Annotated in this window: 20 protein-coding genes; 10 read left to right on the top strand and 10 right to left on the bottom strand. The window is 70.9% G+C overall.

Annotation, left to right across the window (positions count from 1 at the left end; translation table 11 throughout):
• Positions 1–83: 83 nt before the first annotated feature.
• From ACFZBP_RS13060 to ACFZBP_RS13045, 4 genes are all read right to left on the bottom strand, one after another.
• Positions 84–1,448 carry a VWA domain-containing protein gene (locus ACFZBP_RS13060; protein WP_391412603.1) on the bottom strand — a complete coding sequence of 455 codons (1,365 nt, stop codon included), beginning with the start codon at positions 1,446–1,448 and terminating at the stop codon, positions 84–86.
• Positions 1,445–2,302, bottom strand: coding sequence for an AAA family ATPase (locus ACFZBP_RS13055; RefSeq protein WP_383442616.1), 858 nt, complete (start codon positions 2,300–2,302; stop codon positions 1,445–1,447). The genes ACFZBP_RS13060 and ACFZBP_RS13055 overlap by 4 nt, the downstream gene beginning before the upstream one ends.
• Positions 2,303–2,436: 134 nt before the next feature.
• On the bottom strand, positions 2,437–3,747 hold the full coding sequence (locus tag ACFZBP_RS13050) for an FtsX-like permease family protein (protein WP_391412600.1): 1,311 nt from the start codon (positions 3,745–3,747) through the stop codon (positions 2,437–2,439).
• A 3-nt stretch (positions 3,748–3,750) separates the two neighbouring features.
• On the bottom strand, positions 3,751–4,542 hold the full coding sequence (locus tag ACFZBP_RS13045; protein ID WP_391412597.1) for an ATP-binding cassette domain-containing protein: 792 nt from the start codon (positions 4,540–4,542) through the stop codon (positions 3,751–3,753).
• A gap of 318 nt (positions 4,543–4,860) precedes the next feature.
• Here ACFZBP_RS13045 and ACFZBP_RS13040 point away from each other — a divergent pair, with 318 nt between their 5' ends.
• Positions 4,861–7,986 (top strand): family 78 glycoside hydrolase catalytic domain, encoded by a 3,126-nt coding sequence (locus ACFZBP_RS13040; protein WP_391412595.1) that lies wholly within the window; start codon positions 4,861–4,863, stop codon positions 7,984–7,986.
• A 47-nt stretch (positions 7,987–8,033) separates the two neighbouring features.
• Positions 8,034–9,572 carry an FAD-dependent oxidoreductase gene (locus tag ACFZBP_RS13035; protein WP_391412593.1) on the top strand — a complete coding sequence of 513 codons (1,539 nt, stop codon included), beginning with the start codon at positions 8,034–8,036 and terminating at the stop codon, positions 9,570–9,572.
• 163 nt (positions 9,573–9,735) lie between these two features.
• Here ACFZBP_RS13035 and ACFZBP_RS13030 read toward each other — a convergent pair whose 3' ends face one another.
• The 6 genes from ACFZBP_RS13030 to rhaI form a co-directional block, all read right to left on the bottom strand.
• Positions 9,736–10,389 (bottom strand): LUD domain-containing protein, encoded by a 654-nt coding sequence (locus ACFZBP_RS13030; RefSeq protein ID WP_391412590.1) that lies wholly within the window; start codon positions 10,387–10,389, stop codon positions 9,736–9,738.
• Positions 10,386–11,864 carry a LutB/LldF family L-lactate oxidation iron-sulfur protein gene (locus tag ACFZBP_RS13025; protein ID WP_383442636.1) on the bottom strand — a complete coding sequence of 493 codons (1,479 nt, stop codon included), beginning with the start codon at positions 11,862–11,864 and terminating at the stop codon, positions 10,386–10,388. Before ACFZBP_RS13025 ends, ACFZBP_RS13030 begins: the two co-directional genes overlap by 4 nt.
• Positions 11,861–12,616, bottom strand: coding sequence for a heterodisulfide reductase-related iron-sulfur binding cluster (locus ACFZBP_RS13020; protein ID WP_391412587.1), 756 nt, complete (start codon positions 12,614–12,616; stop codon positions 11,861–11,863). Before ACFZBP_RS13020 ends, ACFZBP_RS13025 begins: the two co-directional genes overlap by 4 nt.
• A gap of 88 nt (positions 12,617–12,704) precedes the next feature.
• A complete protein-coding gene (locus ACFZBP_RS13015; RefSeq protein ID WP_391413027.1) occupies positions 12,705–14,156 on the bottom strand; it encodes an FGGY-family carbohydrate kinase in 1,452 nt (483 codons plus the stop codon).
• An 8-nt stretch (positions 14,157–14,164) separates the two neighbouring features.
• Positions 14,165–16,204 (bottom strand): bifunctional aldolase/short-chain dehydrogenase, encoded by a 2,040-nt coding sequence (locus ACFZBP_RS13010; protein WP_391412584.1) that lies wholly within the window; start codon positions 16,202–16,204, stop codon positions 14,165–14,167.
• A 114-nt stretch (positions 16,205–16,318) separates the two neighbouring features.
• A complete protein-coding gene (gene rhaI / locus ACFZBP_RS13005; RefSeq protein ID WP_391412581.1) occupies positions 16,319–17,479 on the bottom strand; it encodes an L-rhamnose isomerase in 1,161 nt (386 codons plus the stop codon).
• Positions 17,480–17,773: 294 nt separating this feature from the next.
• On the opposite strand from rhaI, the gene ACFZBP_RS13000 reads away from it, so the two are divergent.
• From ACFZBP_RS13000 to ACFZBP_RS12965, 8 genes are all read left to right on the top strand, one after another.
• Positions 17,774–19,291 (top strand): ATP-binding cassette domain-containing protein, encoded by a 1,518-nt coding sequence (locus ACFZBP_RS13000; protein WP_391412577.1) that lies wholly within the window; start codon positions 17,774–17,776, stop codon positions 19,289–19,291.
• Complete coding sequence (locus ACFZBP_RS12995; RefSeq protein ID WP_383442651.1) at positions 19,288–20,328, top strand: ABC transporter permease; 1,041 nt, start codon at positions 19,288–19,290, stop codon at positions 20,326–20,328. Before ACFZBP_RS13000 ends, ACFZBP_RS12995 begins: the two co-directional genes overlap by 4 nt.
• The gene (locus ACFZBP_RS12990; RefSeq protein ID WP_383442655.1) at positions 20,321–21,307 is read left to right on the top strand and encodes an ABC transporter permease; all 987 of its coding nucleotides are present in this window, start codon (positions 20,321–20,323) and stop codon (positions 21,305–21,307) included. Before ACFZBP_RS12995 ends, ACFZBP_RS12990 begins: the two co-directional genes overlap by 8 nt.
• Positions 21,308–21,433: 126 nt before the next feature.
• Positions 21,434–22,516, top strand: a complete 1,083-nt coding sequence (rhaS, locus tag ACFZBP_RS12985) for a rhamnose ABC transporter substrate-binding protein (RefSeq protein ID WP_383442658.1) — start codon at positions 21,434–21,436, stop codon at positions 22,514–22,516.
• 17 nt (positions 22,517–22,533) lie between these two features.
• Positions 22,534–22,854 carry an L-rhamnose mutarotase gene (locus ACFZBP_RS12980; protein ID WP_217215229.1) on the top strand — a complete coding sequence of 107 codons (321 nt, stop codon included), beginning with the start codon at positions 22,534–22,536 and terminating at the stop codon, positions 22,852–22,854.
• A 37-nt stretch (positions 22,855–22,891) separates the two neighbouring features.
• Complete coding sequence (locus tag ACFZBP_RS12975; protein WP_391412572.1) at positions 22,892–24,322, top strand: BNR-4 repeat-containing protein; 1,431 nt, start codon at positions 22,892–22,894, stop codon at positions 24,320–24,322.
• 74 nt (positions 24,323–24,396) lie between these two features.
• Positions 24,397–25,422: a LacI family DNA-binding transcriptional regulator gene (locus tag ACFZBP_RS12970; protein ID WP_383442664.1), complete on the top strand. Its 1,026-nt coding sequence runs from the start codon at positions 24,397–24,399 to the stop codon at positions 25,420–25,422.
• Between the two features lie 102 nt (positions 25,423–25,524).
• A complete protein-coding gene (locus ACFZBP_RS12965) occupies positions 25,525–26,826 on the top strand; it encodes an alpha/beta fold hydrolase (RefSeq protein WP_391412568.1) in 1,302 nt (433 codons plus the stop codon).
• The last annotated feature ends 6 nt before the right edge of the window (positions 26,827–26,832 follow it).

Here is a 26,832-nt window from a genome sequence, read left to right as displayed (position 1 = left end):
GTGCCGGCATCGGCGACGAACCCTGATTTTCGCCGGGGTCCGGCCCTCCCCTTGTGCAGTGGCGGCGGCGCACCGTCACCCCGTCACACCGGCAGAAGCCGCGCCACCAGCGCACTGAGCTGCCGGGCCGTGCGGCACTCGTGCATCTCGACCAGCTCGGCGTAGTCGGGGGCGGCGGAGTCGCCCGTGCCCCAGCGGGAGCGCTGCTCGGGGTTCAACCAGTAGACCCGGCGCGCCTGTTCGGCGATCTGCCGCACGGCCGGCAGGTTCGGGTCGCTCATGTTCGTACGGGCGTCACCGAGGACGAACACGGTCGTGCGCGGGCCGACCGCGTCGCCGTAGCGCTCGGCGAACTCGCCCAGCGCCATGCCGTAGTCGCTGCTGCCGTGATAGCCCGTGAGCGTGGCCTCCGCCTCGATGCGGGCGCCGAGCCCCTCCGGGTCGGCGGTGCCGTGTTCGAGGAGTCCGGTCACCTCGTCGATCCGGTTGACGAACGCGAACACCCGCACCTTGCTGAAGTGGTCGTGCAGCGCCTGCACCAGCAGCATCGTGAAGTCCGAGAACCCGGACACCGAGCCCGACACATCGCACAGCAGCACCAGTTCGGGCCGGACCGGACGGCGCCGGCGCAGTACCGGCTTCATCGGCACCCCGCCCGTCGACAGCGAGCCGCGCAGCGTCCGCCGCAGATCGATCGAGCCCCGGGAGGCACGGCGGCGACGGGCCGCCAGCCGGGTCGCCAACTTGCGGGCGAGCGGTGACACGGTCCGGCGCAGCTCGGCCAGTTGGGCCTTCCCCGCGAACAGGAAGTCCAGCCGGTCGGCGGTCGGAGCCACCGCCCGCCGGGCGATCTCGTCCCGGCCCCGCCGCTCGGCCACCCGCCGCCGCGCCTCCGCCGCCACCAGCGCCCGGAACGCCTCGATACGCCGGCGGATCTCGTCCTCCAGCAGCCGGTCCGTGAACCCCGAACTCCCGCCCTGCCCACGGACGTTGTCGCGGACGCGGGCGAACAGGGTCTGCGGGCGCAGCCGTTCGAGCGTCTGGTACGACGACCAGCCGTCCGACCCCGGCGAGGAGCCGTACCCCCCGAAACCGTCGACCGCCTCGACCGCCAGCCGCGCCAGCATCGCCCGGTCGTCGGCGGTCAAAGCCTTTGCCAGCCGGTCGCGAAGATCCTCCCGACCGGCTGTCCGCTGCTCCGGGCCGCCGACGCCGCGCGGGAAGTAGAGGTCGAAGACCGGGTCGAACACCGGCCGCTGTCCGGGCCCGTGCAACAGCGTCGCCGCCAGCCCCTCGCGCAGCAGCTCCCGGTCCGCGAGGCCGAGCGCCTCGACCGCCCGTGCCGCGTCCACCGTCTCGCCGGTGCCGATCCGGACGCCGTGCGCACGCAGGGCCGCGACGAACGACGTCAGGCGCTCGGCGACCCCCGCCTCCGCCGGCGTGGTCACAGGGCGTCCAGGTCGAGCTTGGCGGAGGCCTTGAGGACGTCGTCCTGGTGCTTGAGGAGGACGCCGAGCGTGTCCCGTACGACGGTCTCGTCCAGGGCGTCGGCGCCGAGCGCGAGCAGGGTGCGCGCCCAGTCGATGGTCTCGGCGATCGACGGCACCTTGCGCAGGTCCATCGCCCGCAGCGCGCCCACGACCCGGACGACCGAGCGGGCCAGCGTCTCGTCGAGGCCCGGCACCTTCAGCCGTACGATCCGCCGCTCCAACTCCTCGTCCGGGAACCCGATGTGCAGGAACAGACAGCGGCGGCGCAGCGCCTCGGACAGCTCCCGGCTCGCGTTGGAGGTGAGGACGACGAACGGGCGGCGCGTCGCGGTGATCGTGCCCAGCTCCGGGACGGTGACCTGGAAGTCGCTGAGCACCTCCAGGAGCAGGCCCTCCACCTCGACGTCCGCCTTGTCGGTCTCGTCGATCAGCAGCACCTTGGGGTCGTCGCCCCGGATGGCCGTGAGCAGCGGGCGGGTGAGCAGGAACTCCTCGCTGAAGATGTCCGTGCGCGTCTCGTCCCACGTCTCGTCGCGGCCCGCGCTGATCCGCAGCAGCTGCTTGGCGTGGTTCCACTCGTACAGCGCCCGGGACTCGTCGACCCCCTCGTAGCACTGCAGCCGTACCAGCTGTGCTTCCGCGACCTCGGCCACGGCCTTGGCGAGCTCCGTCTTGCCGACCCCGGCCGGGCCCTCCACCAGGAGCGGCTTGCCGAGGCGGTCGGCGAGGAAGACGGTCGTGGCGACGGCGGGCGAGGCGAGATAGCCGGTCTCGGCCAGACGCGCGGAGACGTCGTCGACGGAAGTGAACAACGGGGGCCTCCAGCTCGGTGGCTACGGTCGGGGGGTGCGGGCCTGCGTTTCTAAGCGCTTGTTCACCGATGATGTCACGGAGGTTCCGTGGAGCGGAAGCCGCCGCGGCAGCCGCCCAGGCCGTACCGGTCGTGCTAGCCCGCCACCGCGACCGCCCCCACCGCCGGCGTCCGCAGCATCCGCCGCGCCGTGGCCAGGGCCGTCCCCAGCGTCACCGACGCCGCGACCGCGATCACCGCGACCGCGACCCCGTAGGCCTCACCCGGCAGCACCCCGTCCGTGCGCACCACGGTGAACGGGACGATCCCGGCCAGTGCGGCCACCATCCCGAACAGGACTCCGGTGACGGTCAGGATCAGGGTCTCGGCGCCCACCGTGCGAAGCACCTGAGCCGGGGTGGCGCCCGCCAGGCGCTGTTGCCCGAACTCCCGTGCCCGGTAACTGGTCGCCGCGTACAGCGAGTTGACGAGCATCACGCAGACGAAGACCACGATGATGCCGACGACCGTGAAGTTGAGCGTCTCCAGGTTCTTGGCGTCGATCGACTTCGTCGGACCCGAGGCGGCCATGGCGTCGCTCTCCACCGCCTGCATGGTGAGCGTGGCCGTGGCGACCGCCGTGAACAGGATCAGCGACATCAGGATCCCGGCCAGATGCCCGGCCCGCTCCCGCAGGTTGCGGACGGCGAGCCAGCCGCTCGCGCCGTTCAGCGGCAGCCGGTCCAGCACGGCCTCCAGCAGCCGCGGCGCCATCAGCGCGAAGCCCACCGACAGCAGGATCGCCCCGTAGGCGGGCGGTGCCATCAGGGCCGCGTCCGTGGCCGAGAACACGAAGGTGGAGCAGGCCGACGCGGCCCCGGCGAGCAGCGCGGCGTACGCGAGGAACTTCCGTGCCCCGCCCCGCCGTTCCTGCCCGCGCGTCGCGCGCCGTACGGCGAGGAAGGCGGCGCCCGCCGACGCGAGCAGTGTGATGTCGATGCCCGTGAGGAGCGCGATCGGGCCGAAGGAGGGGTCCACGGACCCGGCGACCTGGCCGCTGTCCTGGAACACCGCCAGCAGGGCCCGGCCGCCCAGCACCGCCGGGCCGATCGCCAGCGCCGCGCCCACCAGGGCCACGACCACCGCCTCGCCGACCACCATCCGCTTGAGCTGCGCGGGAGTCGCCCCCGAGCGGCGCAGCAGCTCCAACTCGGCCGTGCGCTGTCGGACGTTGACCGTCAGCGCGGAGGCGACGGCGAAGAAGACCAGCAGGGTGCCGTAGCCGCCGACGACGCCCGCCGCGGTGGACAGGGTCTCCGCACTGGTCGGGTCCACGCCGTCCTGGGCCGCCGTGTCGTGCATCGAGTTGAACGTCATGATGATCGCCGCGCCCAGGAACGCGGACAGCAGCGTCGCGAGGAACCGCCCCGGACGGTGCCGGATCGACCGCATGGCCAGCAGGAACATCGCTCACACCCCCGTCGTGACGCTGTCGCCCAGGTGCGCGAGGCGTTCGGCCACCGCGTCCGCCGTCGGCGCGTCCATCCGGCCCGCCAGCCGGCCGTCCGCCAGGAACAGCACCGAGTCCGCGTAGGAGGCGGCCACCGGGTCGTGGGTCACCATCACCACGGTCCGGCCGTGCACCCGCACCGCCCGCTGCAGCAGCAGCAAAACCTCACGCGCGCTACGGGTGTCCAGGGCGCCCGTCGGCTCGTCCGCGAAGATCACCCGGGGTTCGGTCACCAGCGCGCGGGCGATGGCCACGCGCTGCCGCTGACCGCCGGACAGCTGGCCGGGGCGGTGCCCGAGCCGGTCGCCGAGGCCCACCGAGGCCAGCACCTCCCTGACGCGGCCGCGGTCGACGCGCCGCCCGGCGAGCTTCAGCGGCAGCACCGTGTTCTGCGCGACGGTGAGCGTCTCCAGCAGGTTGTACTGCTGGAACACGAACCCGATCCGGCCACGCCGGAACTTCGTCAACTCGGCCTCACCACCCCCGGTCAGCTCGGTGCCGTCCACGCACACGATGCCGCTGTCGGGCCGGTCCAGACCGGCCGCACAGTGCAACAGCGTGGTCTTGCCGGAACCCGAAGGCCCCATCACCGCGGTGAACGTGCCCCGCCCCAGCCCGAGGGTGACCCCGTCCAGAGCGGTCACGGCACTGTCCCGCGCCCCATAGGTCCTGCTGACCTTGACCAGCCGGAGCGCCTCGGCGGCCGGCCCCCTGTCGTGCGTTAGTCGCGAGCCCGCGCGCACCATCGTCATCACTCCCCGTCCGGCACACCCTGTGCCCTGCCGAAGAAGCTACGGAGCGGACGGCTCGACCACATGGGGCGCAGGCCCCGTAACGCCAGGTGTACTTGGCGACACCCCCGCCGCCGGGGAGGCCCCCGTCGCGGCGCCGCGAACCGTCATCGCGTTTTGAACGGTTTCAATCCCTAGCTCGTCGACTGAGCGTATCTGTTGGAATCTGCACAGAATTTGTCCTGCATGCGCCATGGACTCCCGTCACTTCTGCCACTAGCTTCAACCGACGTTCCGGCTGAATCGTTCCAACTCCGAGCAAGCCGAAGGGACCACGGCATGAATGACGGAGTCGACAGCACGCAGGGCCGCCGGGTGCGCCGAAGGACGGTGCTCACCACGGCCCTGGGCGCCGCACCCCTGGCCCTCGCGGGCGGAGTCGTCGGCGGCACCCCCGCGTCGGCCGCACCGACCCCGCGCCGCACCGCGGTAGAGGGCCTGACGGTCGAGCACAGAACGAACCCCCTCGGCGTGGACGCCACCCACCCGCGCTTCGGCTGGCGCACGGCGTCCCCGGTGCGCGGTCGCCGCCAGTCCGCGTACCGGATCCTGGTCGCGACCGCGCCCGACCGCCTGACCCCCGGCCGGGCGGACGTGTGGAACAGCGGCCGCGTCACCTCACCCGACTCGGTCGCCGTGCGCTACGCGGGCCCCGCCCTGCGCGCCTCCACCCGTTACCACTGGACGGTGACCGTCTGGGACGAGACCGGCCGTACCGTCCCCGCCGCGCCCACCGCCCACTTCGAGACCGGCCTGCTCGGCACCGACGGCACGGCCGGCTGGGACGGCGCCCGCTGGATCACCATGGCGGGCAAGCGGCCCCACACCGCCGGCGCCCCGCTGCTGCGCCGCCAAGCCCGTCTGACAGGACGTCGAGTGCGGGACGCACGGCTCTACATCTCCGCCCTCGGCGTGTACGAGGCCCACGTCAACGGCCACCGCGTCGCCGTACCCCAGGGCGACGGCACCACCCACGAGCTCCTGGCCCCCGGCTGGACCAACTACGACACCACCGTCAACTACTTCACCTACGACGTCACGGACCTGGTGGCGGGGGACCGGCACGAAGGGCAGGTCACCCTCGCCGCTGTGCTCGGCAACGGCTGGTACAACAGCCGGATCTCCGAGAACAGCGCCTACTACTCGGCCGACGGCAACCCCCTGGCCCTCAAGGCCAAGCTCCTCGTCCGGTACGCCGACGGATCCGAGCAGACGATCGTCACCGCACCCGGCGACGACTGGCAGGCCACCGACACCGGCCCCCACCGCGCCGACGACATCTACGACGGCCAGACCTACGACGCCCGCAGGGAGCTCCCGGGCTGGACGTCGGCCGGCTTCGACACCTCCGGCTGGGCGGACGTGACCGAGCACGACTTCGGCTCCAGGTTCCCCGACGCCAAGCTGGTCGCCTACCCCGGCGAAAGCGCCCGTCTGATGCCCGAGTGGGACCGCCGGCCGTCCTCCCTCACCGTCTACACGGGCGTGACGGGTCAGGAGGGCAGCCCGAACGGCAAGGGCCGTATCGTCGTCGACCCCGCCCGCACCGTCACCGACCCGGACACCGCGGCCACCGCCGCCGTGACCCTGCACCCCGGCGACACCGCCGTGATCGACCTCGGGCAGAACGTGGTCGGCGTACCCCGCTACACCCTGCGCGGCCCGGCAGGCGCCCAAGTCGACTTCAAGCCGGGCGAGATGCTCAACGACGACAGCGCGGGCGCCGACGGCCCCGTCGGCTCGGTCTACCGCGCCAACCTCCGCTCCGCCAAGGCCACCAGCACCTACACCCTCAAGGGCGACCCCGACGGCGAGACCCACGAGGACTCGCTGACCTTCTACGGCTTCCGCTACGTCTCCGTCACCGCGACCGAGACCGTCACCCTCACCCGCTTCACCGGCCGCGTCGCCACCTCCGCCCTCCACGACATCGGCACCGTCATCACCGACGACGCGGACGTCAACCAGCTGATCAGCAACGTCCGTTGGGGCCAGCGCGGCAACTACCTGTGGGTCCCCACCGACTGCCCGCAACGCGACGAACGCTGCGGTTGGACCGGTGACACCCAGCTGTTCTCGAACACCGGCCTCTACAACGCCGACGCGGTGAACTTCCTCAGCCACTTCCAGGACACCCTCATCGACTCGCAGCGCACCTACGGCGCGGACGGCGCCCAGTTCACCTGGATCGCACCCGGCGCCCGCTACAACCAGCCCATCCCGGCCAGCGGCTGGGCCGACTGCGGGGTGGTCGTGCCCTGGACGGTGTGGCAGATGTCCGGCGACACCACGGTCATCGACCGCAGCTGGGCCGCGATGACCAAGTACCTGGACTGGATCCGGCAGCGCACCGGCGACACCTACGCCGGCCAGGGCGCGATCTTCGGTGACTGGCTGGCCTTCCAGGACACCAGCACGCAGCTCATCAGCGACGTCTACTACGGCTACAGCGCCCGCCTGATGGCCGACATGGCCCGCGCCACCGGCCGCACCGCCGAGACACGGACGTACGAGGACCTGTTCGCCCGGATCAAACGGGCGTTCATCGCCAAGTACCTCGTCACCGACCCCGCCACGGGCCGGGTCACCGTCCGCTCCAGCCTGGGCGAGGCCCCGCCGTGGCTCGGCGGCAAACCCGAGGACAACAGCCAGACCGCGCTGCTCTGGGTCCTCAAGCTCCGCCTCTACGACACCGACGCCCAGCGCCGCCGGCTCGTCGAGCTGCTCGCCGCGAACATCGGCAACGACGAGGCCTACAAGGAGGCCCACCCCGACAGCACCCGTGTGAGGTACGCCGAGAACACCCTCTCCGTCGGCTTCCTCGGCGTGAACGTCCTCGCCCCCGTCCTCACCGACGAGGGCCGCGTCGACCTCGCGTACAAGCTGCTGCACCAGGACGCGATGCCGTCCTGGCTGTACTCGGTGCGGGGCGGCGCCACCACCATCTGGGAGCGCTGGAACTCCTACTCCAAGGAGGACGGCTTCGGCCCGGTCGACATGAACTCGTTCAACCACTACTCCTACGGCGCGATCATGGAGTGGATGTACGAGAGCATGGCCGGCATCGCCAAGGACCCGGCCCATCCGGGCTTCCGGCACTTCTTCCTGCGCCCGCACCTCGACCCGAGCGGACGGGTCACCCGCGTCGCCGGCTCACATCTCTCGCCGTACGGCGAGATCGTCAGCGAGTGGCACACGGACGGCCGGAAACTGACCTACCGGGCCGTGGTCCCCGCCAACAGTACGGCGACCCTGGGCATCCCCACGGCCGACCCGGACACGGTGCGTGAGGGCCGCACCCCCCTGTCCAGGGTGCCCGGCGTCGACGACCTGGGCTTCGCGGACGGGACGGCCAGCTACCGGCTGCCGTCCGGCCGCTACCAGGTGACCTGCGCTCTGGGCTGACCTGCGGTCCCTCGTGTGACGGAGCCGGTGCGGGGAACTCGGCCGCCATGGACGAGCCGACCCGCACCCACCCGTCGTACTGGATCCAGACGGCACCGCCCGGCGACCTCGCACCCCCGCCGCACGGCGACCTCACGGTCGACGTCGCCGTCGTGGGTGCGGGCATCGCCGGGATCGCCACCGCCTGGGAACTGGCCCGGCGGGGGCACGGCGTCGCCCTGCTGGAGGCGGACCGGGTCGCCGCCGGCGTCACCGGGCACACCACCGCGAAGCTCACCGCCCAGCACACCCTGATCTACGACCGGCTCCGGCGCACCCGCGGCAAGGACGGCGCCCACCTGTACGCGACCTCCCAGACGGACGCGATCCGGCACGCCGCCGAGGTCGTGGACGAGCTCGGCATCGACTGCGACTGGGAGGAGGCGGCCGCCTACACCTACGCCGAGGACCGTGACCGTACCGACGCACTGCGGGCGGAGGCCGACGCGGCCCGGGAGGCGGGCCTGGCCGCCGAGTACGTCACCGACACGGACCTGCCGTATCCGGTGGCGGGCGCGGTGCGCGTCGCGGGGCAGGCGCAGTTCCACCCCCGCAAGTACCTGCTGGCGCTGGTCGCCGACCTGAAACGCCTCGGCGGGCAGGTGCACGAGCAGACCCGCGTGGTCGGCCTCTCCGAGGGCGAGCCCTGTGTGCTCACGACCGAGGACGGCGTGAAGGTCAGGGCCGAGACCGTCGTGGTCGCCACGCACTACCCGGTCTTCGACCGAGCCCTGCTGTTCACCCGCCTCTCCGCACGGCGGGAACTGGTGGTCGCCGCCCCCATCGACGCGGCCGCCGCACCGGACGGCATGTACATCACCCCCGAGCAGAACACCCGCTCGGTGCGCACGGCACCCTACGCGAACGGTGAACGCCTGCTCATCGTCACCGGCGAGCACTTCACCCCGGGCACCGGCGGCGATGTCGAGGCACGCTTCAAGGACCTGTCCGACTGGGCGACGGACCGCTTCGGCGAGCTCACCTTCACCCACCGCTGGGCCACCCAGGACAACGACTCCACCGACTCCGTACCGCTCGTCGGCCCCCTGCACCCCGCCGGCCGGCACTGCTACGTGGCCACCGGCTTCGGCGGCTGGGGACTCAGCAGCGGCATCATGGCGGGCAGGCTGCTCTGCGACCTGATCACCGGCCGGGAGAACCCGTGGAGCGAGCTGTACGACCCCCGCCGGGTGATGCCCGTCGTCCGCGAGGGCAAGGACTTCGTCAAGCACCAGGCCGACGTGGCACGCCACTTCGTCGGCGACCGGCTCCAGCACCTGCCGGGCCCCTCGGCCGGCTCGGTGGACGACATCGCACCCGGCGACGGCGCCATCGTCCACGTGGCCGGCAAACGCTGCGCCGTCCACCGCGACGAGGACGGCACCGTGCACGCCGTCTCCGCGAAGTGCACCCACCTGGGCTGCCTGGTCGCCTTCAACCGCGCCGAGCGGGCCTGGGAGTGCCCGTGCCACGGCTCCCGCTTCGACCCCGACGGCCGGGTCGTCCAGGGCCCCGCCGTACGGCCGTTGGAGCGGCGCGACATCTGAGCCGGCGCGCTGGGGGGTGTTTCGAAAGTCCCGCACAGCACCCGCGGCGCCCGGCACGCACCCTCGCCGCACCGGCCAGAGGCCCAAGTAGCTCCTCCCCCACGCTCGAACAACCTCGCGCGGGGGACCCCCATCGGCACCGCACGGGACTTTCGAAACACCCCTAGTCGCCGACCAGGACGACCTCCAGCGTGCGCGGGCCGTGCACTCCCTCGACCCGGTCCAGCTCGATGTCGCTGGTCGCCGACGGGCCGGAGATCCAGGTCAACGGGCGGGTCGGATCGAGGCGTTCGAGGGCCTGCGGAACGGACGACACGACCTGCTCGGGGACCCGTACGACACAGATGTGGTGGTCGGGGACCAGCGTGATGCGGCGACGGCCCTGGTCGGGGGAGCCGTCCAGGACGATGGTGCCGGTCTCGGCGACGGCCAGCGCACATGCCGTGACCACGCTGTCGACCCGGTCCAACTCGTCCGGGGTGCTCTCCGCCCGGTCCGCGATCCGTTCGGCGTCGGCCGCCGCGAGCCACTCGGAGTCCAGCCCCGACGGCACCAGCACCGTCTTCGCCCCCCGCGCCGCCAGCATCCCGGAGATCGTGGCCGCGAGATCGGCGGGGGTACAGCGGTGCACGATCGCCCGGTAGTCCGCCAGGTTCTCCGCCAGCAGCTCGACTGTCTCCGCGACACTCCGCGACCCGTGCTCCCGCAGATAGTCCCGCGGCACGGCCCGCTCGTACGAGGTGTCGTCGCGTTCCGTCGCCGGTACGTCGGCCAGCGCCCGCCGCACCCGCCCCAGGATCCGTTCCCTGCTGCTCACTTGGCACCGCCCTTTCCACCCTGCGTCCGCTGCCACCAGTCCCGGAACGGCTCCGCGGGCACCGCCGGCAGGTCCCGCGTCCCGCTCCACGCCCGGCCCGGCCCGGGGAGCGTGCGCGGATGCAGACGGCGGGTGCGCGAGGCGAGCCGCTGCCCGGTCCGCAGGGCGCCCGGGTGACTGAACGCCCAGCGTGCCGCCCGCATCGCGGCCCGCTCGGCGGCATGCCCCTTGGCGGGCTTCAGCACCACCTTGTTGCCGTTCGCGGTCACCTGGCCGCCCTCGACGACCCGCTCCCGCAGATGCACCAGCACCTCGGGGATGTCGATGGCGACGGGACACACCTCGTAGCAGGCGCCGCACAGCGACGACGCGTACGGCAGCGAGGCGTCGATCTCGCTTGTCACGCCCCGGAGTTGAGGGCTGAGGATGGCGCCGATCGGGCCCGGGTAGACCGAGCCGTAGGCGTGTCCGCCCGCCCGCTCGTACACCGGGCAGACGTTGAGGCAGGCCGAGCAGCGGATGCAGCGCAGCGCCTGGCGGCCGACCTCGTCGGCGAGGGTGTCGGTGCGGCCGTTGTCGAGCAGGACCAGATGGAAGGTCCTCGGCCCGTCACTGTCCGTCGTGCCGGTCCACGTGGAGGTGTACGGGTTCATGCGCTCGGCGGTGGAGGAGCGGGGGAGGGTCTGGAGGAACACCTCCAGGTCCTGCCAGGTCGGCACGATCTTCTCGATGCCGACGACCGAGATCAGCGTCTCGGGCAGTGTCAGGCACATCCGTCCGTTGCCCTCGGACTCGACGACGACCAGCGTGCCGGTCTCGGCGACCATGAAGTTGGCGCCGGAGACGCCGACCTTGGCCCGCAGGAACTTCTCGCGCAGGTGCAGGCGGGCCGCCTCGGCGAGTTCGGCGGGCGTGTCCGTGAGGCCCTCGGGGGCCGGGCGGCCCCACTCGCTCATCTCCTTGCGGAAGATGTCCCGGATCTCGCCGCGGTTGCGGTGGATCGCCGGGACGAGGATGTGCGACGGCCGGTCCTTGCCCAACTGCACGATCAGCTCGGCGAGATCGGTCTCGTAGGCGCGGATGCCCTCCGCCTCCAGGGCCTCGTTCAGCCCGATCTCCTGCGTGGCCATCGACTTGACCTTGACGACCTCCGACTCACCGGTCGCCTTCACCAGGTCCGCCACGATCCGGTTGGCCTCGTCGGCGTCCGCGGCCCAGTGGACGATGCCGCCCGCCGCCGTGACCGACTCCTCCAACTGGACGAGATACCGGTCGAGATGACGCAGCGTATGGTCCTTGATCCGCTTCCCGGCCTCCCGCAGCTCCGCCCAGTCGGACACCTCGGCCACGGCCTTGGCCCGCTTGCCGCGGATGGTGTGCGTGGCGTGGCGGAGATTGCCGCGCAGGGTCGTGTCGTGCACGGCCTCGTGCGCGGCCTTCGGAAAGGCCGGCATTCCTACGAACGTCCCGCTCATACGGCCGGCTCCTCCTCCGTGCTCGCCAGGATCTCCGCGATGTGCACCGGCCGCATGCCCGTCCGCAGCCGCGCCATGGTCCCGCCGATGTGCATCAGACAGGAGTTGTCCGCCGCGCACAGCACATCGGCGCCGGTCGACTCGGCGTTGCGCACCTTGTCCGTGCCCATCGCCGCCGAGACATCGGAGTTCTTCAGCGCGAAGGTGCCGCCGAACCCGCAGCACTCCTCGGCCCCCGGCAGCTCCGCCAACTCCAGCCCCTTGACGGCCTGGAGGAGCCGCCGGGGCCGGTCGGCCAGGCCCAGCCCGCGCAGACCGTGACAGGTCGGGTGGTACGTCACCTTGTGCGGGTAGTAGGCGCCCACGTCCGTCACCCCCAGCACGTCCACCAGGAACTCCGTCAGCTCGTACGTCTTCGGCACCACCGGTGCCAGGGTCGCCGCGAGGGCGTCCCCGCGCCCCTCGGCCCGGGCCCGCTCACCCATCCGGGGATACAGCTCGCGCACCATCGCCCCGCACGATCCGGACGGGGTGACGATCGCCTCGTACTCCCCGAAGACATCGGAGAAATGCCGGGCGAGCGGCTCGGCCTCATGGCGGTAGCCGGTGTTGTAGTGGGCCTGTCCGCAGCAGGTCTGGGCCATCGGGAAGTCGACCTCGACGCCCAGCCTGGTCAGCAGTTTCACCACGGCGCGCCCGGTGTCCGGATAGAGCGTGTCGTTGACACAGGTCAGGAACAGGGCGACACGCATCGCGGCTCCTTGTGATCGATCATCGGATGAGTGCAGGGTAGTGCGGGCACGCGGCCGGGGGGAGACCCCGCTCACCGCCGGGTGGGATTCACCCTCGGGTGAGCCGGGCCTCCGCCTCGCTCCAGCGTGCCGCGTCCCCCCGCGGCTCGTACCGGGTCAACGGCTGCGTACGGGTGAGCAGCCGCCGCCCGTCGGCCAGGTCGCCGACCAGCCCGTGGGTCCGTGCCTGCACCAGGACGTTCCCGAGCGCCGCGGCCTCCGTCGGTCCCGCCACCACCGGCAGTCCGCACGCGTCGGCGGTCAGCTGGCACAGCAGGGCGTTGCGGGTGCCGCCCCCGACGACATGCACGACGTCGACGGGATGGTCGGCCAGCCGCTGGGCGTCGGCGATCGCCCTGCGGTGGGCGAGGGCGAGCGAGTCCAGGATGCAGCGCGTGATCTCGGCGGGCGAGGCCGGCACCGGCTGCCCCGAGGCACGGCACGCCTCGGCGATCCGCTCCGGCATCCGCCCCGGCGCCAGGAACGCCGCGTCCCCCGCGTCCACGACCGACCGCAGCGCCGGCACCTTGGACGCGTCGAGCAGCAGCGCGCCCAGATCCGGCTCGCCCCAGGCCCGTACGCACTCCTGGAGAAGCCACAGCCCCATGATGTTGCGCAGATACCGGACCGTGCCGTCCAGCCCCAGCTCATTGGTGAAGTTGGCGGCCCGGCTCTCCTCGGTGAGTATGGGCGCGCCCAGCTCCAGGCCCGCCAGCGACCAGGTGCCGGTGCAGATGTACGCGAACCGCTCGGCCTCGGCCGGGACGGCGGCCACCGCCGACGCGGTGTCGTGCGACCCGACCGCCGTCACCGGCACCGGTCCGCTCAGCCCGGTCTCCTCCAGCACCTCACCGCGCAGCACCCCCGCGAAGTCGCCGGGCTGCCGCAGCGGCGCGAACAGGCCCAGGTCGACACCCAGCCGCGAGGCCACGTCGTACGACCAGTCCCGGGTCCGCGGATCGATCAGCTGGGTGGTGGAGGCGTTGGTCAGCTCGGTGCCCTGCTCGCCGGTGAGCCAGTACGTCAACAGGTCCGGGACGAGCAACAGCCGTTTGGCGAAGGAGAGTTGAGCGGAATCCCGGGCCGCGGCCAGCTGGTACAGCGTGTTGAAGGGCGCGTACTGCAATCCGGTGGCGGCGTACAGCTCCGCCGCCGGCACGGTCGCCCACACCTTCTCCGCGACCCCCTCCGTGCGGGAGTCGCGGTAGTGCACGGGGTTGCCGAGCAGCGCCCCGTCGGCGTCCAGCAGGCCGTAGTCCACGGCCCAGCTGTCGATGCCGACGGAGTCGAGTCGTCCACCGCAGTGGGCGCCGGCCGCCCGCAGCCCGTCCAGCACCCCCGCGTACAGCCCGAGCACGTCCCAGCGCAGCCCCTCCGGCACCCGCACCGGCCGGTTCGGGAAGCGGTGGGCCTCGCTCAGCTCCAGCGAGTCCGGGCCGACGCGGCCGACCATGACACGCCCGCTGGACGCGCCGAGGTCGACCGCGGCGTACGACTTCAGGTCCGCGCTCACCGCAGGAAGGCGGCCGCGACGCCGGCGTCGACCGGGATGTGCAGCCCGGTGGTGTGCGTCAGGTCGCCGCCGGTCAGGGCGAAGACGGCACCTGCGACATGGTCCGGGAGCACCTCGCGCTTGAGGATGGTGCGCTGGGCGTAGAACTCACCCAGCTTCTCCTCCTCGACCCCGTACACGGCGGCCCGCTTGGCACCCCAGCCACCGGCGAAGATGCCCGACCCGCGCACGACACCGTCCGGGTTGATCCCGTTGACGCGGATGCCGTGCTCACCCAGCTCGGCGGCCAGCAGCCGCACCTGGTGGGCCTGGTCGGCCTTGGTGGCCGAGTAGGCGATGTTGTTCGGCCCGGCGAAGACGGCGTTCTTGGAGGCGATGTAGACGATGTCGCCGCCCAGCTCCTGGGCGATCATCACGCGCGCCGCTTCCCTGGACACCAGGAACGAACCGCGCGCCATGATGTCGTGCTGGAGGTCCCAGTCCTTCGCCGAGGTCTCCAGCAGCGGCTTGGAGATGGAGATTCCGGCGTTGTTGACGACCAGGTCCACACCGCCGAAGGCGAGCACGGCGGCCTTGAACGCGTCGGCGATCTGCTCCTCCGAGGTGACGTCCACGGCCACCGCGACGGCCTTGTCCGGTCCGCCCAGCTCCTCGGCGACGGCCCGGGCGTTGTCGGTGTTCAGATCGGCGACGATCACACACGCGCCCTCGGCCACCAGCCGCTGCGCGATCGCCTTCCCGATCCCGCTGCCGGCCCCGGTCACCAGCGCGACCCGCGTCGCGAGCGGCTTGGGCTTCGGCATCCGCTGAAGCTTGGCCTCCTCCAGCGCCCAGTACTCGATCCGGAACTTCTCGGACTCCTCGATGGGCGCGTACGCGGAGACGGCCTCGGCGCCGCGCATCACGTTGATGGCGTTCACATAGAACTCGCCCGCGACCCGCGCGGTCTGCTTGTCCTTGCCGAAGCTGAACATGCCGACGCCCGGGACCAGCACGATCGCCGGGTCGGCACCCCGCATGGCGGGGGAGTCGGGCAGGGCGTGCCGCTGGTAGTAGGCGGCGTACTCCTCGCGGTACTCCGCGTGCAGCTCCTTGAGCCGGGCGACGACCTCGTCGAGCGGAGCGGTCGGCGGCAGATCCAGCACCAGCGGCCGCACCTTGGTCCGCAGGAAGTGGTCGGGGCAGGAGGTGCCCAGCGCGGCCAGCCGGGGGTGTTCGGCCCGGGCCAGGAACTCCAGCACCGCGTCGGAGTCGTTGAAGTGCCCGACCTGCGCCTTGTCCTGCGAGGCGATCGCACGCACATACGGCGCCAGTGCCGCGGCACGCTCCCGCCGCTCGTCCTCGGCCAGCGCCTCGTATCCCTCGATGACGTCCCCGAAGGGCTCGGCCTTCCCCTTCTCCGCCAGGAACGTCTCGGCGGTCCGGATGATGTGCAGCGAGTTCCGCTCGCACTCCTCGGCGGTGTCGCCCCACGCGGTGATGCCGTGCCCACCGAGGATGACGCCGATCGCCTGCGGGTTGGCTTCCTTGATGGCGGCGATGTCCAGCCCCAGCTGGAATCCGGGTCGCCGCCAGGGCACCCATGCGACCGTGTCGCCGAAGCACTCGGCGGTCAGCTTCTCCCCGTCGGCGGCACAGGCGAGCGCGATCCCGGAGTCGGGATGCAGATGATCGACATGCGCCGCCCCGACCAGCCCGTGCATGGCGGTGTCGATGGACGGCGCCGCCCCACCCTTCCCATGCAGGCAGTAGTCGAACGCGGCGACCATCTCGTCCTCACGCTCGACCCCCGGATAGACATCGACGAGCGCCCGCATCCGGTCCAGCCGCAACACGGCGAGCCCGGCCTCGGTGAGCGTCCCGAGGTCACCTCCCGACCCCTTGACCCACATCAGCTCCACATCACCCCCGGTGACGGGATCGGTGTCGGTGCCCTTGGCGGACGCGTTCCCGCCGGCGTAGTTGGTGTTACGGGGATCGGAGCCAAGCCGATGGGAACGAGCGAGGAGAGCGGCAGCTTCGGGATGGGTTGCCATGAACGTTCAGTCCTATCTAGAAGAGGGGGAGGGAGCTGCTTTCAGGGGCGCGGGGACCTGCGCGACCAGCCACACACGGCCCGCAGCCCGCAGACGACAGAACTCGGCAGAAGCTCACGCCCCCCACCCGGCCTGCTCCCCACCAACCCGCTCAGCCACGATCTTCTCGGCCCACCCGGACCGCCGGTACGCACCGATGGGATCCGCATCAAGCCCCATCTCGCCCCGTACCTCGGCAAGCAACGGCCGCACATCCGTGTTGTACGCGTCCATCAGCACGGCGTTCGCCTCCAGCACATCCCCCGAGGCCTGCGCCTCACCCAGCGCCACCCGGTCGACCAGCAGCGCCTTCGCCGTGGCCTCCTGCACATTCATCACCGACCGGATGATCGCCGGAATCTTCGCCTCGATGTTGTGGCACTGGTCGAGCATGAACGCGACCTCGGGCGAGAACCCACCCCCACGCACGACCTCGTACATGATCCGGAACAACTGGAACGGATCGGCCGCCCCCACCATCAGGTCGTCGTCCGCATAGAACCGCGAGTTGAAGTCGAACCCCCCGAGCTTCCCCTCCCGCAGCAACGTGGCGACGATGAACTCGATGTTGGTCCCCGGCGCATGGTGCCCGGTGTCCACGACGACCTGCGCCTTCGGCCCGAGCTTCAGACAGTGCGCGTACGCCGTCCCCCAGTCCGGGACGTCCGTCGAGTAGAAGGCCGGCTCGAAGAACTTGTACTCCAGCAGCATCCGCTGCCCGTCCCCGAGCCGCTCGTACACCTCGGCCAGCCCTTCGGCCAGCCGGTCCTGCCGCGCCCGGAGGTCGTCCTGCCCGGGATAGTTCGTGCCGTCCGCGAACCACAGTTTCAGATCGGAGGAGCCCGTCGCGTCCATGATGTCGACGCACTCCAGCAGATGATCGACGGCCTTGCGCCGCACCGCCGCATCCGGATGGCAGATGCTGCCCAGCTTGTAGTCGTCGTCCTGGAAGGTGTTGGAGTTGATCGCGCCCAGCTTCACGCCACGCTCTTCGGCGAACTTGGCCAGCGCCGCGTAGTCGTCGACCTTGTCCCAGGGGATGTGCAGGGCGACGGTCGGCGCGACCCCCGTGAACGCGTGCACCTGCGCCGCGTCCTCCAGCTTCTCCCGCGGTGTCCGTGGCACGCCCTGCTGGGCGAACACCTTGAACCGCGTCCCCGAGTTCCCGTACGCCCACGACGGCGTTTCGACTGCCTGGGTCTTGAGTGCGGCCTTCACCGCGGCGAGCTCGGTCACTGAGGGCTCCTGTGACGTCGGGACGGAAGTCGGAAGGCGGTCGGACGGCGAGCGTCCGAACCACTTCACTGTGAAACGATTCAAGACGGGAACGTATGAGTCGCCCGAAGGAGTGTCAACCCCTGCGGCCCAGGCCGTTTGCCGTGACTCGGCCGTGACCTTCGTTCATCGAAATATTTTCGACACGAACCCATTGACGTGACATGTCGTCCACGCCTAACGTCCCGGCAACCAAGTTGAAACCTTTCACGACGCCGAGAGGGCCGTCCCGCCCGGTGTCGTCGAGGAGCCCTCATGACCCACCCGTCCACCACGGGTCCGGCCCCGGTTCTGGCGCTCAGGGACATCTCGAAGTCCTTCGGCGCGGTCCGCGCCCTGCGGGACGTCTCCCTGGAGCTGTTTCCCGGGGAGGTGCACGCCCTCGCCGGAGAGAACGGCGCGGGCAAGTCGACCCTCATCAAGACCCTCGCCGGAGTGCATCGGCCGGACACCGGCCAGGTGCTGCTCGACGGTGAGCCGGTCGTCTTCCACGGCCCCGGCGACGCCCGCGACGCCGGCATCGCCGTCATCTACCAGGAGCCGACTCTCTTCCCCGACCTGTCGATCGCCGAGAACATCTTCATGAGCCGCCGCCCCCGGCGCGCCCTCGGCCGGATCGACCACAAGGCCACCCACCAGGCGACCCTGGCCCTGATGCAGCGCCTCGGCGTCGAACTCGACCCCGACCGCCCCGCGCGCGGCCTGTCCATCGCCGACCAGCAGATCGTCGAGATCGCCAAGGCGCTCTCCTTCGACGCCCGCGTCCTCATCATGGACGAGCCGACCGCCGCCCTCACCGGCAGCGAGGTCGCCCGCCTCTTCGGAGTCGTCCGCACCCTGCGCGAGCAGGGGGCCGCCGTCCTGTTCATCTCGCACCGGCTGGAGGAGATCTTCCAGATCTGCAAGCGGGTCACCACCCTGCGGGACGGCGCCTGGATCGCCAGCGAGCCGCTGGCCGGCATGACCGAGGACGACCTCGTACGCCGGATGGTCGGCCGTGACCTCGACGAGCTCTACCCCAAGCAGGAGGTGCGGGCGGGCGAGGTCGCCCTGAGCGTGCGCCGGCTGACCCGCGAGGGTGTCTTCACCGACGTCTCCTTCGACGTACGGCGCGGCGAGATCGTCGGCCTCGCCGGACTGGTCGGCGCCGGCCGCACCGAGGTCGCGCGGGCCGTGTTCGGCATCGACCGCTGGGACGCCGGCGAGGTCGAGGTGGACGGCCGCAGGCTCGCCAACGGCGCCCCGTCCACCGCCATGGCCGCCGGGCTCGCCCTGGTCCCCGAGGACCGGCGCGCCCAGGGCCTGGTGATGGACATGTCCATCGAGCGCAACATCGGCCTCACCGGCCTGCGTACGACCGTCAGGGCCGGCCTGATGGACCGTGCCGCCGAACGCAGCCGCTCCCTCGACTGGGCCGTCAAGCTCCAGGTCAAGTACGCGCGGATCGCCGACACCGTGAACACCCTGTCCGGCGGCAACCAGCAGAAGGTCGTCCTCGCCAAGTGGCTCGCCACCGGCCCCAGGGTCCTGATCGTCGACGAGCCCACCCGCGGCATCGACGTCGGCACCAAGGCCGAGGTGCACCGGCTGCTCAGCGAACTCGCCGCGGACGGTGTGGCCGTCCTGATGATCTCCTCCGACCTGCCCGAGATCCTCGGCATGGCCGACCGCGTGCTCGTGATGCACGAGGGCCGCCTGACCGCCGAGATCCCCCGCTCCGAAGCCACCGAGGAAACCGTGATGGCCGCAGCCACCGGGAGGGCCGCCGCATGACGGTGACCACTCCCCACGAGGCCCCTGTCACCGACGTGCCCAAGTCCAGCGGCACCCGCCTCGTCGACCGCGTCTTCAAGATGCGCGAACTCGCCATCCTGGCCGTCTTCGTGGTGATGATCGTCGTCACCCAGATCGGCAACAGCCAGTTCCTCACCGAACAGGGCATCAAGGACCTGCTGCTGAACGCGACGATCCTGGTCCTGGTCGCCACGGGCCAGTCCCTGGTGGTGATCACCAGGAACGTCGACCTCTCCGTCGGCTCCACCCTCGGCATCAGCGCCTTCGCCGCCGGCACCTATCTCCAGGGCGGCGGCAACCCGGTGGTCGCCGTGCTGCTGGCGATCCTCATGGGCGTCGCCTTCGGCCTGCTGAACGGCCTGCTCGTCAGCCTCGGCCAGGTGCCCGCGCTCGTCGTCACCCTCGGCACGCTCTACATCATCCGCGGTATCGACTCGATCTGGGTCGGCTCCCGCCAGATCACCGCGGCCGACCTCCCGGACGGCTTCGTCGACTTCGGCTCCGGCGGCATCTCCGCGGTGCCCTGGCTGGCCCTGATCGCCGTCGTCGTCCTGGTGGCCACGGCGTACTACCTCAAGCACTACGGCAGCGGCCGCGAGCTGTACGCCCTCGGCTCCAACCCCGAGGCCGCCCGCCTCGCCGGCATCCCCGTCCGCAAGCGGATCCTCGCCGCCTACACCTTCTGCGGGGCCCTCGCCGGACTCGCGGGCGCCATGTACCTGGCCCGGTTCGGCAACGTCGACTCCGGCACCGGCAACGGCTACGAACTCACCGTCGTCAGCGCGGTCGTGGTCGGTGGCGTCGTCTTCACCGGCGGCTCCGGCAGCGTCTACGGCGCCGCGCTCGGCGCGCTGCTGCTGACCTCCATCAACAGCGTGCTGCCGGCCCTCGGCGTCAGCTCCGTCTGGGTCCTCGCCATCAACGGCATCCTGCTCATCCTCGCCATCGCGGTCGACCGGATCGTCGCACTGCGCGTGGCCAACGCCCTGAAGAAGAGGAACGCCCGCCATGGCTGACTCGTCGCTCGCGCGCGCCGTCCGCTGGGACACGGTCGTCGGCGCTCTCCTGATCGTCGTGCTCCTGCTGTCCTTCACCACGGTCGACGGCTTCGGAAACGCGCTCAACCTGTCGTTCCTGATCGGAAACACCCTTCCGATCGCGATGATCGCCCTGCCGATGACGCTCCTGGTCGTCTCGGGCGAGATCGATCTCTCGGTCGCCTCCACCGCCGGTCTCTCCGGCGCCGTGATGGGCGCCCTGTGGAACCAGGGCATGACGATCGAGACGATCATTCCGATCTGCCTGGTGCTCGGTGTGGTGTGCGGACTGATCAACGGTCTGCTGGTGACCAGGCTGGGGCTGCCGTCCCTCGCCGTCACCATCGGCACCCTCGCCGCCTATCGCGGCATCGCCCAGATCGTGCTCGGCTCCGACGCGGTGACCGACTTCCCGACGCAGTACCTGGACTTCGCGGCCGGGCGCATCGGCGACACGTTCATCCCGTACGCCTTCCTGCCCTTCCTGGTGCTCCTCGCGATCGCCGTGATCGTCCTGCACGCCACGCCGTTCGGTCGGTCGGTCTTCGCGACCGGTGCGAGCGAGGAGGCCGCGCGGTTCGCCGGGATCCGGGTCAAGCGGCAGAAGCTGATCCTGTTCACGGTGACGGGGCTGATGGCCTCCCTCACCGGGATCTTCTGGGCGCTGCACTACGCGAGCGCTCGCTACGACAACGCCACCGGGCTTGAACTGTCGGTCGTGGCCGCCGTGTTGCTCGGCGGAATCGACTTCGACGGTGGGAAGGGGACGCTCGGTGGTGCGATCGCCGGTGTCTTCCTGCTCGGTGCGTTGCAGAACGTCATGAGTCTCCAGGACGTCTCCGCGCAGTCGCAGATCGTCGTCACCGGCGTCCTGCTCGTCCTCTCCGTGCTCGGCCCCCGGGTCGTACGCCAGATCTCTGTCGCAAGGGCCGGGCGCAGAGCGCAAGCGCTGCGTTAGCGAGACCGTCTTCGATCTTCCGGCCGTATGTGGCTGGTCGCGCCCACGCGGCGGCAGCCGCATATCGAAACAGCCCCGCGTCCCTTTCAGAAGCGCTCCACCTCACCTCGTAAGAAGGAACCCAGCATGCGTAAGGCATCCATCCGCCGTTCCTGCGCGGCCCTCGCCGCCGTCACCTCCCTCGCTCTCGCCCTCACCGCCTGCGGCGGCACCACCAAGGAGGACGTCAAGAACGAGGGCGCCTCCGCCGCCACCGGGGGCAAGGCCGACCCGAACGCCGAGCTGAAGAAGGGGCTGACCGTCGGCTTCCTGCCCAAGCAGGTCAACAACCCGTACTTCACGTCCGCCGACAAGGGCGGCGAGGCGGCCCTGAAGGAGCTGGGGTCCAGCTACAAGGAGGTCGGCCCGTCCAGCGCCACCGACACGGCCGGCCAGGTCTCCTACGTCAACACGCTCACCCAGCAGCAGGTCGACGCGATGGCGGTCTCCGCGCAGGACCCGGGCGCGCTGTGCACCGCGCTGAAGCAGGCCATGAAGAACGGCATCAAGGTCGTCACCTACGACTCCGACACCACCGCCGACTGCCGCAACGCCTTCGTCTCGCAGGCCTCCGCCGAGGACCTCGGCCGCACCGAGGTGCAGCTGCTCGCCGAGCAGATCGACTACAAGGGCGAGATCGCGATCCTGTCCGCCGCGCAGACGGCGACGAACCAGAACATCTGGATCGACTTCATGAAGCAGGAGCTGAAGGACCCCAAGTACAAGGACATCAAGCTGGTCAAGGTCGCCTACGGTGACGACGACGCCCAGAAGTCCTTCCAGCAGACCCAGGGCCTGCTCCAGGAGTACCCGAACCTGAAGGGGATCATCTCCCCGACCACCGTCGGCATCAAGGCCGCCGCCCAGTACCTGTCGGGCTCCAAGTACAAGGGCAAGGTCAAGCTGACCGGCCTCGGCACCCCCAACGACATGCGCAAGTACGTCAAGAACGGCACCGTCGAGGCGTTCGAGCTGTGGGACCCGGCGAAGCTCGGCGAGCTGGCCGCCCGCACCGCCGTCGCGTTGTCCTCCGGGCAGATCACCGGCAAGGAGGGCGAGACCTTCAAGGCCGGTTCCATGGGCGAGTACACCATCGGCAAGGACGGCGTGATCAGCCTCGGCAAGCCGACCGTCTTCGACGCCAAGAACATCGACCAGTTCAACTTCTAGACCCCGGAGGGTCGTTGATGCAGCGCGTGTGCTTCCTGCTGAAGGTCCGTCAGGACCGCTTGGACGAGTACCGCGAGCGGCACGCCGCCGTGTGGCCGGAGATGCTCGAAGCGCTCTCCGCCACCGGCTGGCACAACTACTCGCTCTTCCTGCGGGAGGACGGCCTCCTGGTCGGCTACCTGGAGACCGAGGACTTCGCCGCCGCCCAGGCCGGGATGGAGGCCGCCGAGGTCAACGCCCGCTGGCAGAAGGAGATGGCGCCGTTCTTCGAATCGCTGGACGGAGCCCGGCCCGACGAGGCCATGAAACCCCTGACGGAAGTGTTCCACCTCGCCTGATCCGCCCCCTACCTCGCCGACAATGGAGTCCCCCGAGATGAAGAGACGTACGCTGCTGGGCGCCGCCCTCGCTGGAGCCGTGATGACCCCCGCCCTCGCCTCAGGCACCGCCCGTGCCGCCGACCCAGGGCCCTCGGTCACCCTGACCGGCACCACCACGCTCGACACCCAGGCCATCTTCTTCGTCTCGTACGACGGTCTGGTCAACAACAACGCCTTCCAGAAGAACGGCCTGCTGACCTACAAGGGCTACCAGTACGCCGTCTGGTACACCGCCGACCGGGGCGCCGTCGTCGGCCGCCGCGCCCTCGGCTCCACCGCCTGGTCCACGGTCAAGGTCGGCCACACCCTGCGCTACAACGACTCCCACAACGTCATCTCGATGGGCATCTCGAAGATCGACGGGCGTCTCCACCTCAACATGGACTCGCACAGCGACGGGTTCACCTACGTCAAGTCGGTCGCAGGCCTCGTGGACAACCCGGCGGGCCTGAGCTGGATCGCGAGCCGCTTCGGCGCACCCCAGTCCACCCTGGACGGCCTCGCGCTCACCTCGCAGTTCACCTACCCGCAGTTCGTCTCCACCCCCGACGGCAAGCTCCAGCTCAGCTACCGGGTCGCCATCTCCGGCAACGGCCGCAACGCCCTCGCCGAGTACGACGGTTCGGCCTGGACCAACCTGGGGGAGTGGAGCAGCTCCACCGGCACGTACACCAGCGAGCACGGCTCCTCGACCGCCCGCAACATGTACCTGCACGGCATCGACTACGACAAGAACGGCCGACTGCACTCCTTCTTCACCTGGCGTGAGCAGAACGGCGCCGTGATGTGCAACGGCGGCGGCATCAGCAACCACGACACCGGCTACGTCTACTCCGACGACCGTGGCCGCACCTGGCGCAACAACGCCGGCGTCGTCGTCGGCACGACCGGTGGCTCCGACAAGGTCGCCGTCACCGACAGCGGCCTGGTGATCGACGCGATCAACGCGGACCACTCCCTGATGAACCAGGAGAGCCAGTTCACGGACTCCGCCGGCCTGCCGCACGCGATCATCAGCTACGTCCCCGGCCGCTTCGGCCAGTGCACCACGAACTACGTCGCCGACCGCATCGCCAACGGCCGCGCCTTCCACGTCCGCAAGAACTCCTCCGGCACCTGGCAGAAGACCGAGATCCCGGTCCCGCTGAACTCCAGCCAGCGCACCAAACTGATCCTGGACAAATACGACAACGCGTACGCGGTCTTCCCGTTCTGCCGGATCGCCGGTGCCTCCAAGGCCTCCGGATACACGGACTGGACGGTGCTGTACGACGGCGTCACCGCCGGGCTCAACGCCTTCGGCGAGGTCGTGATCGACGAGACCCGCGTCGCACAGGACAACTTCCTGTCGATCATGTACCAGGAGAAGTCCAGCGGTACGACGCCCTCGGCGCTGCGCACCCTCGACTTCCGCCTGCCCGCCTGACCACAGCCGTTGTGGGCGGCATGACGGTAATGTGCCTTCCCGCCGCCCCTCGTCTCCCTGGAGGTCCCTGCCCGATGACCCAGTCGGTGGGTATCAAGGACGTCGCCCGTGCCGCCGGAGTCTCCGTCGGCACGGTCTCGAACGTCATCAACCGCCCGGACGCGGTCGCGGCCGAGACCCGGGCGCGCGTGCAGTCCGCGATAGACCGGCTGGGCTACGTCCGCAGCGAGTCCGCGCGCCAGCTGCGCGCGGGCCGCAGCCGGATCATGGGGCTGCTCGTCCTCGACATGGGCAACCCCTTCTTCGTCGACGTGGCGCGCGGCGCCGAACGCACCGCGCGCGACGCCGGGCTCGGCGTGATGGTCTGCAACAGCGCACAGAGCGCCGGTGAGGAGGCCGAGTACCTGTCGCTCTTCGCCGAGCAGCGGGTGCGGGGCGTGCTGCTGACCCCGGCCGACGCAACAGGCCGCAACATCGACACGTTCCGGCGGCACAACATCCCCTTCGTCCTCGTCGACCGCGTCGCCGAGGGCACCACCGAGTGCTCGGTCTCCGTCGACGACGTCGCGGGTGGCGCGCTCGCCGTGCGCCACCTCGTCGACGCCGGGCACCGCTCCATCGCCTACGTCAGCGGCCCGCCCGGCCTCAACCAGGTCCGCGACCGCCGCACCGGCGCCCTGACCGCGCTGGAGGAGGCCGGCCTGGGCCCCGAGCACCTGCGTGAACTGCCCACCGAACGGCTCGACGTCGCCGCCGGCCGGGACGCCGGAGCCCGCCTCCTCGGCCTCGCCGACCGTCCCACCGCCGTCTTCTGCGCCAACGACCTCCTCGCCCTCGGCGTCCTGCAGGCCATGTACGCGGCCGGCATCAAGGTCCCCGACGACCTCGCGATCGTCGGCTACGACGACATCGAGTTCGCGGCCGCCGCGGCCGTCCCCCTGACCTCCGTACGGCAGCCCGCCGTCACCATGGGCACCCTGGCGGCCGAGATGCTGCTGGAGGAGACGGAGGAGGAGACCGGCACGAGGAAGCACGAGCACCGCAGGGTCGTCCTCCAGCCGGAGCTCGTGGTACGACGGTCCAGCCTCGCCGCCCGCTGATCCGCCGTTCAGTACGATTTCATGATCCTGGGGGTCGGTCGACGGACGAACATGTGCTGAACTGGGACGCGGCCCGAAAAACCATCCGTCCCGGGAGCCCTGTTGACCGTCAGCTACCGCCAGCCCGGCGTCGTCCTCACCGACCGCCACTTCACCGTGCCCCTCGACCACGCCGCCCCCGAGGGCGAGACGATCGAGCTCTACGCCCGTGAGGTCGTCGCCACCGACAAGGCGCACCAGGACCTGCCGTGGCTGGTCTACCTCCAGGGCGGCCCCGGTTTCGGCGCGAACCGCTTCGTCGGCAAGGGCGCCTGGCTCGGCCGCGCGCTGAAGGAGTACCGCGTCCTGCTGCTCGACCAGCGCGGCACCGGCCACTCCACGCCCGCCAACCGCCAGACGCTCCCGCTGCGCGGCGGCCCCGCCGAACAGGCCGACTACCTCACGCACTTCCGCGCCGACTCGATCGTCCGCGACTGCGAGGCGATCCGCCGGGACGTGACCGGCGGCGCCCCCTGGACCGTCCTCGGCCAGAGCTTCGGCGGCTTCTGCACCGTCAACTACCTCTCCACCGCCCCCGAGGGCCTGACCGCCGCCGTCGTCACCGGTGGCCTGCCCTCCCTCGACGCCCACGCCGACGACGTCTACCGCGCGGCCTACCCGCGCATCGAGCGCAAGGTCGCCGCCCACTACGCCCGCTACCCGCAGGACGTCGAGCGGGCCCGCCGTATCGCCGACCACCTCCTCGCGCACGACGTGGTCCTGCCGAACGGCTACCGCCTCACCGCCGAGGCCTTCCAGTCCCTCGGCATCCTCCTCGGCGGCAGCGAGGGCAGCCACCGTCTGCACTACCTGCTGGAGGACGCCTTCGTCCGCACCCCGCAGGGCCTGACCCTCTCGGACGCCTTCCAGGAGGAGGTGCAGGGCCTGCTCTCGTACGCGGGCCACCCGCTGTACGCCCTCGTCCACGAGGCCATCTACGGCCAGGACGCCCGCCCCACCGCCTGGTCCGCCGAGCGCGTACGGGCCGAGTTCCCGCAGTTCGACGCGGCCAAGACCCTCGCCGGCGACGGGCCGTTGCTCTTCACCGGCGAGACGATCCACCCCTGGATGTTCGACTGCGACCCGGCGCTGCGTCCGCTGCGCGATACGGCCGAACTCCTCGCCGCCCGCACCGACTGGACCCCCCTGTACGACCCGGCGCGCCTGGCCGCCAACGAGGTGCCGGTCGCGGCGGCCGTCTACCACGACGACATGTACGTCGACACCGCCCACTCCCTCACCACCGCCCGCGCGATCCGCGGGTTGCGCACCTGGGTCACCGACGAGTTCGAGCACGACGGCGTACGGGCCGGCGGCCCCCGCGTCCTGGACCGGTTGCTGGCGCTGACGCGCGACGAGGCCTGACGGGAG

The sequence above is a fragment of the Streptomyces sp. NPDC008086 genome, assembly GCF_042957325.1.
Taxonomy (GTDB): Bacteria; Actinomycetota; Actinomycetes; order Streptomycetales; family Streptomycetaceae; genus Streptomyces.
The sequence above is the reverse complement of the archived record's forward strand: the minus strand, read 5'-3'. Positions and strand labels throughout refer to the sequence as shown.

What these genes read in the sequence shown, in the direction of transcription:
- ACFZBP_RS12990 (WP_383442655.1), top strand. Translation starts at nt 20,321, where the DNA reads ATGGCTGACTCGTCGCTCGCGCGCGCCGTCCGCTGGGACACGGTCGTC.
- ACFZBP_RS13035 (WP_391412593.1), top strand. Translation starts at nt 8,034, where the DNA reads ATGGACGAGCCGACCCGCACCCACCCGTCGTACTGGATCCAGACGGCA.
- ACFZBP_RS13050 (WP_391412600.1), bottom strand. Translation starts at nt 3,747, where the DNA reads ATGTTCCTGCTGGCCATGCGGTCGATCCGGCACCGTCCGGGGCGGTTC.
- ACFZBP_RS12975 (WP_391412572.1), top strand. Translation starts at nt 22,892, where the DNA reads ATGAAGAGACGTACGCTGCTGGGCGCCGCCCTCGCTGGAGCCGTGATG.
- ACFZBP_RS13045 (WP_391412597.1), bottom strand. Translation starts at nt 4,542, where the DNA reads ATGACGATGGTGCGCGCGGGCTCGCGACTAACGCACGACAGGGGGCCG.
- ACFZBP_RS13020 (WP_391412587.1), bottom strand. Translation starts at nt 12,616, where the DNA reads ATGCGTGTCGCCCTGTTCCTGACCTGTGTCAACGACACGCTCTATCCG.
- ACFZBP_RS12980 (WP_217215229.1), top strand. Translation starts at nt 22,534, where the DNA reads ATGCAGCGCGTGTGCTTCCTGCTGAAGGTCCGTCAGGACCGCTTGGAC.
- ACFZBP_RS12970 (WP_383442664.1), top strand. Translation starts at nt 24,397, where the DNA reads ATGACCCAGTCGGTGGGTATCAAGGACGTCGCCCGTGCCGCCGGAGTC.
- ACFZBP_RS13040 (WP_391412595.1), top strand. Translation starts at nt 4,861, where the DNA reads ATGAATGACGGAGTCGACAGCACGCAGGGCCGCCGGGTGCGCCGAAGG.
- ACFZBP_RS13000 (WP_391412577.1), top strand. Translation starts at nt 17,774, where the DNA reads ATGACCCACCCGTCCACCACGGGTCCGGCCCCGGTTCTGGCGCTCAGG.
- rhaS (WP_383442658.1), top strand. Translation starts at nt 21,434, where the DNA reads ATGCGTAAGGCATCCATCCGCCGTTCCTGCGCGGCCCTCGCCGCCGTC.
- ACFZBP_RS12995 (WP_383442651.1), top strand. Translation starts at nt 19,288, where the DNA reads ATGACGGTGACCACTCCCCACGAGGCCCCTGTCACCGACGTGCCCAAG.
- ACFZBP_RS13010 (WP_391412584.1), bottom strand. Translation starts at nt 16,204, where the DNA reads ATGGCAACCCATCCCGAAGCTGCCGCTCTCCTCGCTCGTTCCCATCGG.
- ACFZBP_RS13025 (WP_383442636.1), bottom strand. Translation starts at nt 11,864, where the DNA reads ATGAGCGGGACGTTCGTAGGAATGCCGGCCTTTCCGAAGGCCGCGCAC.